14 protein-coding genes are annotated in these 14,517 nt (G+C 64.8%); 5 read left to right on the forward strand and 9 right to left on the reverse strand.

What is annotated here, in order from left to right; translation table 11 throughout:
• Window positions 1-44 precede the first annotated feature (44 nt).
• Complete coding sequence (locus R4P47_RS16710; RefSeq protein ID WP_149407967.1) at window positions 45-854, reverse strand: alpha/beta fold hydrolase; 810 nt, start codon at window positions 852-854, stop codon at window positions 45-47.
• A 158-nt stretch (window positions 855-1,012) separates the two neighbouring features.
• Between R4P47_RS16710 and R4P47_RS16715 the strand changes: the two genes are divergently transcribed.
• Window positions 1,013-1,924: a phosphodiesterase gene (locus R4P47_RS16715; RefSeq protein WP_317785243.1), complete on the forward strand. Its 912-nt coding sequence runs from the start codon at window positions 1,013-1,015 to the stop codon at window positions 1,922-1,924.
• A gap of 3 nt (window positions 1,925-1,927) precedes the next feature.
• Here R4P47_RS16715 and R4P47_RS16720 read toward each other — a convergent pair whose 3' ends face one another.
• The 3 genes from R4P47_RS16720 to R4P47_RS16730 all read right to left on the reverse strand — a co-directional run bounded on the left by R4P47_RS16720 (window position 1,928) and on the right by R4P47_RS16730 (window position 4,630).
• Window positions 1,928-3,436 (reverse strand): stealth family protein, encoded by a 1,509-nt coding sequence (locus tag R4P47_RS16720; RefSeq protein WP_188078858.1) that lies wholly within the window; start codon window positions 3,434-3,436, stop codon window positions 1,928-1,930.
• A gap of 153 nt (window positions 3,437-3,589) precedes the next feature.
• Window positions 3,590-3,952 carry a VanZ family protein gene (locus R4P47_RS16725; protein ID WP_317785228.1) on the reverse strand — a complete coding sequence of 121 codons (363 nt, stop codon included), beginning with the start codon at window positions 3,950-3,952 and terminating at the stop codon, window positions 3,590-3,592.
• Between the two features lie 9 nt (window positions 3,953-3,961).
• Entirely contained in the window at window positions 3,962-4,630 is a 669-nt protein-coding gene (locus R4P47_RS16730) for a class I SAM-dependent methyltransferase (RefSeq protein ID WP_317785229.1), read from the reverse strand.
• 84 nt (window positions 4,631-4,714) lie between these two features.
• On the opposite strand from R4P47_RS16730, the gene R4P47_RS16735 reads away from it, so the two are divergent.
• On the forward strand, window positions 4,715-5,188 hold the full coding sequence (locus tag R4P47_RS16735; protein WP_149407970.1) for a phosphoribosyltransferase: 474 nt from the start codon (window positions 4,715-4,717) through the stop codon (window positions 5,186-5,188).
• 1 nt (window position 5,189) lies between these two features.
• Here the strand turns inward: R4P47_RS16735 and R4P47_RS16740 are convergent, their stop codons facing one another.
• Window positions 5,190-6,224 (reverse strand): NADPH:quinone reductase, encoded by a 1,035-nt coding sequence (locus R4P47_RS16740; protein ID WP_317785230.1) that lies wholly within the window; start codon window positions 6,222-6,224, stop codon window positions 5,190-5,192.
• Between the two features lie 99 nt (window positions 6,225-6,323).
• On the opposite strand from R4P47_RS16740, the gene R4P47_RS16745 reads away from it, so the two are divergent.
• Window positions 6,324-6,833, forward strand: a complete 510-nt coding sequence (locus tag R4P47_RS16745) for a mycothiol transferase (RefSeq protein WP_149407972.1) — start codon at window positions 6,324-6,326, stop codon at window positions 6,831-6,833.
• Between the two features lie 3 nt (window positions 6,834-6,836).
• Here R4P47_RS16745 and R4P47_RS16750 read toward each other — a convergent pair whose 3' ends face one another.
• On the reverse strand, window positions 6,837-7,331 hold the full coding sequence (locus R4P47_RS16750; RefSeq protein WP_149407973.1) for an SRPBCC family protein: 495 nt from the start codon (window positions 7,329-7,331) through the stop codon (window positions 6,837-6,839).
• Entirely contained in the window at window positions 7,328-8,164 is an 837-nt protein-coding gene (locus R4P47_RS16755; protein ID WP_094669573.1) for an SDR family NAD(P)-dependent oxidoreductase, read from the reverse strand. The genes R4P47_RS16750 and R4P47_RS16755 overlap by 4 nt, the downstream gene beginning before the upstream one ends.
• A gap of 102 nt (window positions 8,165-8,266) precedes the next feature.
• Here R4P47_RS16755 and R4P47_RS16760 point away from each other — a divergent pair, with 102 nt between their 5' ends.
• Complete coding sequence (locus tag R4P47_RS16760; RefSeq protein ID WP_317785231.1) at window positions 8,267-9,322, forward strand: iron-siderophore ABC transporter substrate-binding protein; 1,056 nt, start codon at window positions 8,267-8,269, stop codon at window positions 9,320-9,322.
• Window positions 9,323-9,618: 296 nt separating this feature from the next.
• On the opposite strand, the gene R4P47_RS16765 is transcribed toward R4P47_RS16760, so the two are convergent.
• Entirely contained in the window at window positions 9,619-11,055 is a 1,437-nt protein-coding gene (locus R4P47_RS16765) for an HNH endonuclease signature motif containing protein (RefSeq protein ID WP_317785232.1), read from the reverse strand.
• 208 nt (window positions 11,056-11,263) lie between these two features.
• Entirely contained in the window at window positions 11,264-12,736 is a 1,473-nt protein-coding gene (locus R4P47_RS16770; protein WP_317785233.1) for a cryptochrome/photolyase family protein, read from the reverse strand.
• Window positions 12,737-12,863: 127 nt separating this feature from the next.
• On the opposite strand from R4P47_RS16770, the gene R4P47_RS16775 reads away from it, so the two are divergent.
• The gene (locus R4P47_RS16775; RefSeq protein WP_366236147.1) at window positions 12,864-14,516 is read left to right on the forward strand and encodes an alkaline phosphatase D family protein; all 1,653 of its coding nucleotides are present in this window, start codon (window positions 12,864-12,866) and stop codon (window positions 14,514-14,516) included.
• Window position 14,517 lies beyond the last annotated feature (1 nt).

Consider the following 14,517-nt stretch of genomic DNA (forward strand, 5'->3'; position numbering starts at 1 on the left):
CCACCGTCGACAGGTGGCCGGGCCCGAGGTCGTTTCGTGAGGTGTCAGCTGCCCGCATCCGCCTCGGCGACGAGATCGGCCACGGCTGCGGGGTTCGAGACCAGGATCGCGTGCGAACCCGGCACCTCGGTCACCCGAGCACCCGCCCGCTGCGCCATGAACCGCTCGGCCGAGGCCGGGATGATCTGATCCTGCTGGGGAATCAGCGCCCACGACGGTGTGTCCGCCCAGGACGGCGGACCGCTCGGCTCGAGCAGCGCACCGGCAGCGATCGTCTTCTGGTGAGCGACCATGCGCGCGGCCTGCTCCTCGGTGACATCAGGGGCGAAGAACGGCCGGAACAGGGCAGGCGTGATGTACGAGTCGACGTTCTTGCCGATCAGGTTGGAGGAGTCGTCGACGATCGACAGGCCGATCACCGGCGGCACCAGCGCGGTCACCGGGAATCGGATGGGGTCGAGTTCCAGGGCGACGGGTTCGCCCTCGACGGGCATGAACGAGGCGACGTAGACCAGCGCTTCCACGTTGTCGGCGTGCACGTTGCTGATCACCGTGCCGCCGTACGAATGGCCTACCAGTACCACCGGCCCGTCGATGCTCTCGACGACATCGGTGACCGAGGCCGCGTCGAACGCCGGTCCGCGCAGCGAGTTGTCCGCCGTCACCACCGGGTAGCCGCGGCCACGGAGGTTGTCGGCTACGCCGTCCCAGCTGGTGTTGTCCGCGAAGGCTCCGTGCACCAGCACCACGGTCGGCAGCTCCTGCGCGGCAGCGGGCGCGACGCCGATGCCGACCATCGACCCCACCGTCAGTCCTGCAGTTGCGAGAAGGGTGGTCAGCTTCGGTTTCGTCATGCTCTCAACCTGTCACACGCCGGATGTTGGTGCGGTGTTCACCGCGTAGATCCGACCAGCTTTTTCTCAGTGAACGCTCGTATGCTTGGGTTGCAACAGTGGCGTTCGCCCGGCCGGGTGAACGTGAAACGGTAGGTCCGATCGTGAGCGAGAGTTCGATGAAGTCTCGGATGGCCGAGTACCCACGTCCCCATCACTGCTTGCTGCATATCAGCGACACGCATCTCGTCGACGGCGGAGGTCGGTTGTACGGGGGCGTGGACAGTCATTTGCGGCTCGAGCAGGTGATGACCGACGTACGCAACTCCGGTGTGCGGCCCGACGCATTGGTGTTCACGGGGGATCTGACGGACAAGGGTGAGCCGGGCGCGTACGAGAAATTGCGCGTGTTGGTCGAGCCGGTGGCCGAGGAACTCGGTGCGCAGATCGTCTGGGCGATGGGCAATCACGACGACCGGGCGACGTTTCGTCAGAAGCTTCTCGACGCCGAACCCACCGGGCAGTCCATCGATCGTGTCCATGACGTCGACGGTCTTCGTGTGGTGACGCTCGACACGACGGTCCCGGGCAGGCATCACGGCGAGCTCGGCGACGAGCAATTGGCTTGGTTGGCAGACACTCTCGCTACCCCCGCCGAGTTCGGCACCATTCTCGCGATGCATCATCCGCCGGTACCGACCGTGCTCGATCTCGCCGTGCTGGTCGAGCTGATCGATCAGCCTCGCCTGGCCGACGTGCTACGCGGAACCGATGTGCGATCCATTCTTGCTGGGCACCTGCACTATTCGACGACGGCCACGTTCGCGGGTATCCCGGTCTCGGTGGCGTCGGCCACCTGCTACACCCAGGATCTGAACGTGCCCGCAGGCGGATTGCGCGGACGCGACGGTGCCCAGGGCTACAACCTGGTCCATGTCTACGAGGACACCGTCGTGCATTCGGTGGTGCCCACAGGGTCGTACGACACTGTGGGAGAGCCGGTCTCGGCTCAGGAGACTGCGCGCAGGCTGAACGCAGCGGGAGTGACCATCGCAGACAGCGCGCGGCGCAAGACGTTCAGCGACGCCTGAGCGTCAGCGTTCGTCGGTCCTCGCGCGTTCCCAGGGCGCGACGATGGGGAAGTACTTGTCCAGGAACTGTGTCACCGTTCGGGTGCGCAGGTCCAGGTCGACCTCGGGGAAGCTGCCGTCGTTGAGGCAGAAGAAGTCCACCGATCGCTTGGGGAGCAGCTTCTCCATCAGGTCGAGACCGGCCACGGTGGTGGTGTCGATATACCGGACCTTGGCGTCCTTCTGGACCACGGCGCGACCGCTCATCAGCGCGTAGTAGTGGTACAGCGAGTTGGTCACCGAGATGTTGGTACTCGCCCGGAACGCGCTCGCCGCGGTGGAGGCGAACTCGTCCGGGAATTCGTTCTCCATCTCCTGCATCACGCTGCGCCGCAGCGGTGTTGCCGCGTGTTCGAGATGCCGGGTTGTGGTCATTCCGAATCGGTTCTGCAGGATTCGACGGTTCACCCGCGCCGCGTTCTCGAAACCGCTGCGGTCGGCGTCGCTGTAGCCCAACCCGATTCGGGTCGTCGCTTCGATGAACATGCTGATTCCACCGGGGGAGAAGAACATCGACGGACTGACCGGTCGACCGAAGAACATGTCGTCGTTCGAATACAGGAAGTGCTCGGACAATCCAGGAATGTGGTGCAGTTGGCTTTCGACGGCCTGCGAATTGTGGGTCGGCAGAACGGATGTGTCGACGAAGAAGGCCTCGCTCGGCACGAACGTCACCTTGGGGTGGTCGGCGAGCCATGCAGGCCTCGCCGAGTCGGTGGCCACGAAGATGCGCCTGATCCACGGTGCGTACATGTGGATCGACCGCAGCGCGTACTTCAGTTCGTCGATCTGCCGGTAGCGGGCTGCCGAGTCGTCACCCTCACCGACGACGTAGTTAGCCATCCGCCGCGCGCGCTGGGCCTGGAATTCTGCCGAGGAGCCGTCGACCCAGGAGAACACGATGTCGATGTCGAAATTGATGTCCGACGCGTGGTCGGCGAACATGTTCTCGATGGTCGGCCACGTTCTGCCGAAGCGTTCGACCGTTCCGCGGACGGCTTCGTCGGGCCGAATGTTGCGACGGGTCAGCGAATTCTCGATCGGAAGCACGATCTCGGACGGCGAGAACGACCACAGTTCGATCTGCACTGCCGTCGATGCGCCGTAGTACAACCCGCTGAACGGTTCGACTCGCGGACGGTACAGCCGCACGATCCGGGCGTTGGCCGACGGTGAGAGTGTGCCGTCGGCAACCAGCACGGCTTTCCCGCGGGCGTCGACGGTCTTGGAGTAGAACGGCTCGGCGCGGCAGGCGTGTACCAATGCGGTGGTCAGCGCGTCCCGGGCAGCCAGTTCGATGGCGATGACCGGTCGTTCGTCGTTGCCGCGGACGAGCAGGTACTTGATGCGGGCGGCGTCGAGCACGGCGCGAACGAACAGCAGGTCCTCGACCATCGCCTGGTGCGGGGTGGTGGAGGTGATCGTCAGTGCGTAGCGGCCGTCGTGGCTGACCACGTCGGATCGTTCGCTCAGGCGTGCTGCGGACGCTGCGGATTCTCGGGTGACGGCATCATTGGTCTCGTGCTCCGGTGGAACGAGGTAGATATCGTGCGGGGCAGAGGACGAGGTGATGGCGTTCCTTCCGGAGTGTGCGCGCAGGCCGGGGAAACCCGGTGCAGACACAGTCTAGTGCAGGTCCGCGGCATTTCCGACGGGCCGCGGTAGTACCCGGCTCGCCGCGACCAGGCCCACAGCAACTCCGGCGGCATCGGCGAGAGCGTCGGCGACCGATCCGGAGCGTCCCAGCGGCAGATTCGCTTGCAGGACCTCCGATATCGCCGCGAATGCCAGTACCCACGCTGCGGTGCCGGCCCAGCCGATTCCGGCCAGGCGAGAGGTGTACGCGAGTACCGCGAACAACACGAAGTGAATGATCTTGTCGCTGTGCTGAAATCCCGACGGCACCCCGGACGCGGGGGTGAACAGCACGATCAGCGCCACCACGAAGGTGACGGCCAGGGGAATTCGATACGTCGACTGCGAGAACACCGCCCGAGTTTACCGGCGCTGTAGTACCACCACCGTGTCGATGCGCTCGTCGCCGTCGGGCGTCGTACGGGTGCGGTGTTCGGCATGGATCTGCTCGAACCCGTCGCCCGCCGCGGTGACCACCGGTTCCGGAGCGAACAGCCGGTTCTTGGCCGGGTGCTGCGAGGCGTGGCTGTCGCTCGGACTGTGCCCGACGATCAGAAGACGTCCCTTCGGTGCGACAGCAGCCGCGAACCTGCGCGTGGTCAGTGCGAGCTCGTCCGGCGGCACCTGCAGGAAGTGCACCGACACCAGATCGAACGCCGCGGCCGGGGGAGTCCAGTCCAGAACGTCTTCCTGACGCCATTCCACCGCGAGTGTCTGCGGCTCCAGAGCCTGCTGCGCCGCGCGAGCCCGGCCGAGGGCGACATCGGAGATGTCGACGCCGGTCACGTTCCAGCCTTCGCCGGCCAGCCACAGGGAGTCCGCACCTTCACCGCAGCCGATGTCCAGTGCGCGACCCGGAGTCAGCTCGGACGCTTCCTGTACCAACACGGCATTGGGATTGCCGCTCCAGATGGTGGTGCGCTGGTTGTAGAGGTCGTCCCAGAATGCCTCGTCGAAGGCACCGTTCTCGAAATCCGGTTCTACGTGGGTCCCGTCGGCGGCATGAGTGTGAGTATGTGTGTGGTCGGCCATGGTTCGAGACTGCCCGCTGTCAGGCCTTCACGCAAACATCTTTGCTGGATCGGCAAAATTCGGTGCTGGGTAGAGTGATGCTCCATGACCGAACAGGAACGTGAAGTGCTGACATGGGCGACGTTCGGGGACGCCTCGCGTGACCTGACCGCGAAGATCGTCGACGACGGGTTCGTCCCGGACATCGTCATCGCAATCGCTCGCGGCGGACTCATTCCCGCGGGTGCGATCTCCTATGCGATGGGCGTCAAGGCGGCGGGCACCCTCAATGTCGAGTTCTACTCCGACATCGAAGAGACCTTGCCCGATCCTGTTGTCCTCGAACCACTTCTGGACACCGACGCAATCGTCGGCAAGAAGTTGCTCGTCGTCGACGACGTCGCCGATTCCGGTCGCACACTGGCTCTGGTCATCGACCTACTGAAGGCGCATACCGCCGACGTGCGATCGGCCGTGATCTACACCAAGCCGAGAACCATTGTGCAGCCCGACTACTCGTGGCGAGAGACCGACAAGTGGATCAATTTTCCCTGGTCCACGTTGCCGGTCATCACCTGAGTTATTCGCTGGAGACGTCGATCAGCACCTTGCCGACGGTTCCGTTCTCGACGGCGTCGTGTGCCGCTGCGGTCTCGCTCAGCGAGAAGCGGTGCAGCGGTAAACCGGTGGCCTCGCCCACCTCCAGCACACCTGCGGCTGCGGCAGCGCTGACGTCCGCCTCGGCGTTGCGAAGAGCTTCGTCGCCCACGGTGTAGAGGAGGACGAACTGGTAGCGCGTGTTGAGCACCATGTTCGGCCGAACGTCGAGGGTCACGGTGTCGCCGCCATTGTTGGCGTACACCGCGATGGAGGCGCGGTTCGCTCCTACGGCAGCGTTGAGTGCGGCGTTCTGTGCGGGAGCCACCTCGACGATGAGATCGATTCCGGCAGGAACCAATTCATGAATTTCGGCGGCGGCGTCGCCGGTCTTGTAGTTCACCACGTGGTGCGCGCCCGCCGCGATCGCCAGTGCGCCCTTCTCCGGTCCGCTGACCGTCGTCACCACGGTCGCGCCCGCCCAGCGAGCCAACTGGATCGCGGCATGGCCGACGGCACCGGCACCACCGGCGACCAGAACCGACTTGCCGTCCAGCGCACCCGGATGCAGCCGCGTAGGTCCGTCCTCGGAGACGGTCAGTGCGCGGTGCGCCGTCATCGCGGGCACTCCGAGGCTTGCGCCCACGTCGAATCCGACGCCATCGGGCAGCCGAACCACTCGGGAGGCAGGCAGGATCGAGAAAGACTGGGCGGTACCGGTCGGGCGCTGATGTTGGGCCAGGTAGACCCAGACGCGATCTCCGACGGCAAGCCCCTCGACATCGGGGCCGACAGCGTCGATCACTCCGGCACCGTCCTGGTTCGGTACCACCTCGTCGAATGCCAGCTTCTCACCCGGCCCCGAGCCGGTCCTGTTCTTCCAGTCCGTCGGATTGACGCCCGAGACCACGATGCGGACCCGAACTTCGCCTGCGGCGGGCTCGGTCACCTCGCGATCTTTCAGTTCGAGGACGGACGAATCGCCGGTGCAGGTGTACACAATCGCTGGAGCAGTCATATCCGGTCCAACGCGCTCGGACCGCCCCGATGTTCCCTGCGGCCCCATCGGGGGTATGCATGAGTGGTCATCAGTGCTGTCACAGGAGAAACGGATCGCATGAATCACAACGAACTGCTCACCGACGCGTTCGGCCGAATCAAGGAACTCGTCCACTCGGTACTGGACGACATCCCCGCCGCAGCGTTGACCTACCGGCCCGACTCCGAGGCCAACAGCATTGCGTGGCTGCTGTGGCACCTGACGCGGGTGCAGGACGACCACATCGCCGGAGTGGCAGGCAGCGAGCAGTTGTGGAACTCCGACTCGTGGTTCGAGCGCTTCGGTCTCCCGTTCGACCGGTCCGATATCGGGTACGGCCAGTCGTCAGAGGACGTCGCCGAGGTCACCTCCAGCGCCGAACTCCTGCGCGAGTACCACGATGCCGTGCACTCGAAAACGGTTGCGTACCTGAGCAGTATCTCGACGGACGATCTGGATCGAATCGTCGACGAGAACTGGGACCCGCCGGTCACGCTGGGTGCACGGCTGGTGTCGGTGGTGTCCGACGACCTTCAGCATGCCGGGCAGGCGTCGTACGTTTTAGGCCTGTACACCCGGCAGGCCTGAGAATCAGGCGTAAACCTTCTGCAGATTCTCCAGCGTCTTGCGAATGTTGCGACGCTGGAACTGCGGGAACGTCTTACCGCTGGTGACGATCTTGTCGAACACGAGAGCCAGCGCGTCGGGCCACTTCGTCCGGTCGTCGGTCCAGGTCTCGGTCACTTTCGTGCCACCTGCGACCGGCTCGAAGTCGTATCGCCAGGTTGCGTTCGCGCCCTTGATCTTCGGAGCGCTCTTGCCGATGGCATGGACGCGGAACTCGAAGGTCTTGCCAGGATCGGCCGCGGTGACGGTGCAGCGCGTGACCCACTTCGCCCGGCCGCGCTTGTTGGTTCCGTCGAACACCATTCCCACGTAGGCACTCTCGCGGGGTTCGTGGACGGTGGCACCTCTGTTCTCCGGGCTCCACTCACCCATGCGCGTGGGGTCGCTGATCGCGGCGTACAGCGTGTTCGGATCGGCAGCGACGACGATGCTGTCCGAGACGGTGAGTTCGCGACTCATGACGAGGCTCCCTTGCGGGCGTTCTTGCCCAGGCCGGGGTGAATGCGAGTGAGCATGGGCACCAACACCGTTCGCGGTGTGATCTGCGCGAAGATGGATCCGATGCGGTTTGCCGCTCCCGGAATCGACACCATGCGCCCCTTGGTCATGTCGTCGACGGCAGTCTTGGCGACTGTGTCCGCCTCGACCCACATGATGGGTGGAAGTGCCTTCTCTGCATCGTCTTTCGCGAACCCTGCGGCCTCGCCGAATCCTGTGTGTACGGGTCCGGGGCACAGTGCGGTGGCGGTGACGCCGGTTCCGCGCAGTTCACCGGTCAGCGACTGTGTGTAGGAGAGCACGAATGCCTTGCACGCGCCGTAGCCGGCCTGTCCGGGCAGAGGTTGGAACGCGGCAGTCGAGGCGACGTTGAGCAGTGCGCCGCGTCGGCGCTCGACCATGCCGGGGAGGAATCGGGTGCACAGGTCCGCAACGGCGACCACGTCGACCTCGATCATGTTCATTTCCGCCGCCGGGTCCGATTCTGCGACCGGTCCGAGGGTGGACAGTCCGGCGTTGTTGATCAGGATGTCCGGGATGAGGCCGAGTTCGGTGATGCGGCCGAGCAGTTCGGCGCGAGCGCTGCGGTCGGAGAGGTCTGCTGCGAGCACCTCGGCTCGGACTCCCCGTGCTCGGATCTCCTGTGCCAAGTCTTCGAGCTTGTCGGCTCGCCGAGCGACGAGGGTGACGCCGTAGCCCCGGGAGGCGAGTTCGCGGGCGATGGAGGCCCCGATGCCCGAGGATGCTCCGGTCACGACGGCGGTCCGGTCGGGTGCTGGACGAGGAAGGCTCATGCGACCCACCGTAGCGAATGGCCGCCGGGCAGCGCATTTGAATCGCTCTTGTAGGTTAGCCTAGTCTTACTTTGATTCCCGCTGGTTCGTCGAGAGGTAACCATGTTCTCAGTGTCACCGGCCGGTCGACGCACTGCCGGCCGTGCAACTCTGCTGTCCACGCTTGCCGTGGCGGCCCTGGTGGCGGGGGCGTGCTCCTCTGCCGATACTGCCGAGCCCGAACAGGAAGGCGGCGGTGACTTTGCCACTGTCACCATCGATTCGGCTCTGGGTCAGGCCGTCATCACCGAGAAGCCGGAGCGCATCGTGACTCTGGGGCAGGGCTCGGCCGAGACGGCGATCGCGCTGGGCACCGTGCCCGTCGGCGTCGAGGAGTACTCGTGGGGCGCCGACGACACCGGGTATCTGCCGTGGGTTCACGACGCGGTGACCGAGCTGGGTGCCGAACTTCCCCAACAGTTCACCGGTGGAACCGAATTGAACATCGAAGCCGTTGCTGCCCTCGAACCCGATTTGATTCTGGCCCCGTGGTCCGGCGTTACACAGGATCAGTTCGACAAGCTGAGTGCATTCGCACCGGTGGTCGCGTACGAGGAGCAGCCGTGGACGATCACCTGGGAAGACCAGATCACCGTCATCGGCAAGGCCATGGGGGAGGAGCAGAAGGCGGCGGACGAGATCGAGAAGATCAAGGGCCGCTTCGCCGACGCCACCAGCGAGCACCCCGAATATGCCGGGGTGAGTTTCTCGTACATCTACAACACCGGGCCCGGGACGCTGGGAGTGTTTCTTGCCGACGAACAACGCGTCGCGATGGTGCGAGCACTCGGGTTGCAGGTCGATCCGGTGGTGAACACGCTCGACGAGACCGAAGGCACCGACTCGGCGGTCATCGGGTTGGAGAACGCGAATCTGTTGAACGACTCGGACCTGATCTTCACCTTCTACTCGGATCCGCAGAACCGCACCGACACTGAGAACCAGCCTGCCTACAAGCAGATCCCGGCCGTGTCCCGCGGTTCGGTCGTGGCACCGACGGATCAGTCGTTCGTCACCGGATCGTCCATCATCAATCCGTTGACGGTGCCCTGGGCACTCGAGCGATATGTGCCGATGATCGACGAGGCTGTCGCGACACTCGACGCCCGCACGTCATAGCGTGATCGAGCGGAGCGGAGAAACCACGCGACTCGTGCACGCCACCGAAGTCCACGGTCGATCTGGCAGCCCGTGTTCGAGAGAGTGGCGGCCATAGCCGGAACATAGCGTCCGCTGGCCGCTCGCAATCGCTCTCCGTTCACTCTCGCCCTCGTTGGAGACTCGGGCCGTGCTCGAGATGGTGTCGCATCACTGCAGTGACCGATCCTTGCGTCACCCGAATGAGTCTGTCGAACAATCTCTTCCAGCCCCGCACCGTGTTCTCGGTGCGGGGCTGGAGTGGTCTTTGGGCGGGTTCAGGCGATGTGGGGGCCTGCTCTGGCGTGGGATGGTCTGGGTTGTCGGTATGGGTCGACGGTTGCCGGTGGTACGAACCAGGGGTGGTTGTCGGTGCCGATGAACACTTCCCAGTCCGAATGGTGCATGAGGCGGTGGTGGAATCCGCAGAGCAGAACCAGGTTGTTCATGTCGGTGGGTCCGCCGTCGCCCCAGTGCCAGATGTGGTGTCCTTCGGTCCAGGCGGCGGGTTTTCCGCAGCCGGGGAAGGCGCAGCCGTGATCGCGGGCGGTGAGGGCTTTTCGTTGTTTGGCGGTGACGGTGCGGGCGGTGCGGGCGAGGTTGAGTGGGTTGCCGTTCTCGTCCATCACGATCGCAGTGAGAACACAGTCGCAGGCCAGTTGGCGGGAGGTGTTGCGGGAGAGCGGTCCCATCCACGGCAGCCACCCGACCGAAGCGCCGTCGCCGAACAAGTCGCGATACGCGCCGCGATCAGCTGCGACTCCGCCTTCACCGCGACCGCCACTGCCACTGCCGTTTTCGTTGTCCGGTTCGGTTGCTGCGTCAGTGTCGATGGGGCCACCGGTGTTGATGTCGACGGGATCGACTGTGTCGGTGTCGGATTCTGTTGCTGCGCGTGAGGTTTCGTCGTCGGTGATGTCGTCGTCGCCGCCGCAGTTCTGGAGGTCGGTGAGGTCCTGCAACCGGATGTGCAGGTTCAGGTGCGGGCGTTCACCACCTTCGATGGGGCGATCGCTGGAGGCGAGGTAGTGGTCGAGGATGTGGCCGAAGGCGTCGGCTCTGCGCTTGGCGGGGCTGCGATCGTCTGCGATTTTGAGTGTCCCGGTTCCGTCGGCGGCGGGGCGGGGTTCGGTCAGCGGGGAGAGGGCAGTGAGCAGCTTTTCGCCGGTGACAGCATCGAAGTCTCCTTTGAGTACCAGCCGCCCGTTCAGGGTTGTGGAGGCGAAGAGTTCGTTGCGGTCGGTGTTCTCGGCGGGTGGTTTCTTGGTGCCGAAGCTGTCTTCGAGTCTGGTGATCGCTGCTCGGATCCGGCCGGTGCGTGCGTCGGGTCCTGTCGCAGATTTGATCAAGGCTGCGCGGGCCATGTCGCGACCCTTTTCCGGCAGGTTCTCCGGTGGGGTTTCGGCGAAGGTGAGGATCATCGCGGCGTGATCGACGGTCATCACGCCGGTGTTCACGGCGTCGGCGATGTCGGGGAACGCAGCCATGCCGCGGGCGAGGGCGACGATCTTGGTGGCTTTGGACGGTGAGAGCAGGGTGGTGGAGGTCAGCCAGCCGGCGGGTCCGGGGAAGCCGAGTTTCTCCCGTGAGACGCGGGTGTCGATCTCGGCGACGAGAGCGATCCGCCTGGCTTCCAACAACTGGATCTGATGGGAGACCGCGGTGGCGTCGGCGAGCAGTTCGCTCTCGCTCAGTTGCCAGATCTCCGTGGTCATGGAGCAAGTGTATCGAACGCGCGTTCGACTGACAACCATAGTGCAATCGAAAACTGTTGTCCTGCTTAACTATTCGTGAATCGGAACCTGTCGGTGACGTGTGATAGGAGCGCGGAGCCCCGTTTCCAGATGGTGATCGCTGCAGCGATTCGTCACAGAGCGCAACGCTCTCGAAGTTCGGAAATCCTCGGTTCAGGCATCCGGCGCGTCAGTACACCTCGCGTTGACGCTCCTGTTCGAGCACCTGCTCCAAGTCGCTCAATCGGTTCATCGACGACACCTGCCGCGCGGTGCGGTGGTTCCGCGCCAACATCTCGCGGTGCCTGTGCACAAAGGCCCAGTAACCGGCGGTGAAGGGGCAGGCGTCGTCGCCCAGTCGCTTTTTCGGGTTGAACTCGCACGGCTTGCAGTAGTCCGTCATGCGGTTCAGGTACGCCCCGCCCGACGCGTAGGGCTTGGTGGCGATCACCCCGCCGTCCGCGTGTTGACTCATGCCGATCACGTTCACCGGCATCACCCACGCGAACCCGTCGACGAAAGCCGTTGCGAACCAATCGGTCAACGCGCGTGGGTCCCACGCATGTTGCAGCGCAAAGTTTCCCAGGATCATCAGTCGGGGGATGTGGTGCACCCACCCGCGATCACGCACGCCGTCGACGGTGCTGGACAGGCATTTCGCCACCACGGCATCACCGTCCAACTCCGTCAGCCAATCCGGTAGTGGCTCATGGGCTTCGAGCTTGTTGCGTTCGAGATACTCCGGTCCCAGATGCCAGTACAGATGCCACACGTATTCGCGCCAGCCGAGGATCTGCCGCACGAACCCTTCGACGCTCGCCAAGGGGGTGCCGTCTCGGTGCGCGTCCTCGGCAGCGTGCGCCACGTCCAGCGGTTGCAGCAGACCGAGGTTCAGTGGCACCGACAGCAACGAGTGCGACATCGTCCAGTCGTCAGCCATCACGGCATCCTCGTACTTGCCGAAGTCGTCCAGGCGATAGTTCACGAAGTGCGCCAACGCATCCGACGCCTCAGCAGCAGTCACCGCGAACACTCGGGGCCCGTCGACACCGACGGTGTCGAGGTCCCACGAGTCGAGATCTGCGCGCACCTGATCGTCGATCGCATCCTCGGTCGGCCACCAGGGTTCTTCGACTCCGAGCGTCAGGCGTCCCTTCGGCGGCGGTGACTGATTCTCGGCGTCGAGGTTCCATTTTCCGGAGACCGGTTCGGAACCGTCCATCAGTACACCGAACTTCTTGCGTTGCTCGCGGTAGAACGTCTCCATCCGAAAAGTGCCACGCTCGGCGGCCCACTCCGCGAAATCGGCGCGGGGAAGCGCGAACATCGGCGTCGGCAGAATCTCCGAGACCAAGCCCTCCTCGTGCAACGAGGCGACGAACTTCTCCGCCGCGTGCGAGGTGGGCTCGAACACCACCACGGGCTTGCCGAACTCGGCCAACCCTTCGCGGTACGTCTCGGTCTGCAAGTAGGTGACGCGATCACCCAACTCGTCGGCGAGGTGCCGCATCCCCGACAACACGAGATGCAGCTTCTGTCGGTGGTATCTCCGACGCCGGAACACGCGCCGGGACTCGATCATCAGCACTTCTCGATCCGCATGCTCGTCCACGGAGTGAAAGTGCGGACCGAGCTGATCACCGAACAACCACAGAGCGTCCATTCTCGGAGTGTTCTCCCACAGCGACGAAGGCAAACCAGCGTCCGGCACATGGCCGGCCGGTGAACACTGTGGCCGACCCAGGCGCGCCTTACTTGACCGCCGACCATCCATCGCATGGACTGACCCGATGCACGCTGAGTCTGCGCTTTCCAGAAGGACGTTTCTTCGCTCGTCGTCGGTGGCCGTCGCGGTGGCCGGAGTAGCCACGACACTGCCCGCGACCGCCCACGCGCAGGGCAGCGACCTCGGCTTTCTGCACGGGGTGGCGTCGGGAGATCCCTTGCCCGACGCGATCATTCTGTGGACCCGCATCACCCCCACGCCCTACGCCACCCCGGGCTCTGGCGTCGGCCCGCAGGTATCGGTGACGTGGCGTGTTGCCCGCAGCGCGGACATGGGTGACATCGTCGCCTCCGGAACCGTCGAAACCGGCCCCGCCACCGACCACACCGTCAAGGTCGACGTCGACGGACTCAGCGCTGACACCACGTACTTCTACGACTTCCGGACGAGCGACGCGGCATCGGCCGTCGGGACGACGCACACCGCACCGGCCAACGACGCCGATATCGATGCGATGCGCTTCGGCGTCGTCTCGTGCTCCAACTGGGAGTCGGGCTACTTCGGCGCGTACCGGCACCTGGCCGCCCGAGGAGATCTCGACGCCATCGTCCATCTCGGGGACTACATCTACGAGTACGAGACCGGTGGATTTCCGGGCCGCGACGGGGTGATCCGGCAGCATTCGCCCACCCACGAGATCGTCACCCTTGCCGACTACCGTCAGCGGCACGGGCAGTACAAGTCCGATCCCGATCTGCAGGCCGCGCACGTCGGCGTGCCGTGGATCTGCACGTGGGACGACCACGAATCTGCCAACGATGCCTACGACACCGGCGCACAGAATCACACTCCGGGCACCGAGGGCGACTGGTCCACCCGCAAGGCCAATTCCGAGCAGGCGTACTACGAGTGGATGCCGGTGCGCGCCGCAGGCACCTCAACCAACCGTCACCTCTACCGTCGGCTGCGGTTCGGCAACCTGCTCGAATTGTCGATGCTGGACCTGCGCACCTACCGCTCGCAGCAGGTGTTGCCGTTCAACGGTCCCGAGGTCGATTCGCCCAACCGGACCATCACCGGCGCGGAGCAGATGCAGTGGCTCACCGACGGCATCGTCTCGTCGCCGACGCAGTGGAAGATCGTCGGGAATCCGGTGATGATCACGCCCACTCTCATCCCGCCGCTGGACCGGGACGCGGCCAGGGCGGTCACCTCGCTTCTCGGGATCCCGGAGGGCGGTCTGCCGTACAACGCCGATCCGTGGGACGGATACACCGCCGACCGCCGCAAGCTGCTCGGAGCCATCGTGGACGCGGGCGTCGACAACACCGTCTTCATTACCGGCGACATCCACTCGGCCTGGGCCTGCGAGGTACCCCTCGACGCGGCGCAGTACGCAACCACCGAGCCTGCTGCCACGGAGCTCGTCGTCACCTCGGTCAGCTCGGCCAACATCGACGACCTGACGCGTACTCCGCCCCACACGCTGGGCCGCGTCGCCGAGGAAGCATTCAAGGCACTCAACCAGCACGTGAAGTTCGTGGACCTGGACAGTCACGGGTTCGGCGTCTTCGAGGTCACCAGGACGGCGGCTCGGATGGACCACTGGTTCCTCACCGCCAAGGAGGATCCGCAGACCGGCGTCTACTGGGGAGCGGGCTTCACCGTCGACTCCGGCACCCAGCGAGTCCGGGCGGCGGCACCACCTGCCGGGTAAC

Source organism: Rhodococcus sp. IEGM 1370 (genome assembly GCF_033142325.1).
Taxonomy (GTDB): domain Bacteria; phylum Actinomycetota; class Actinomycetes; order Mycobacteriales; family Mycobacteriaceae; genus Rhodococcoides.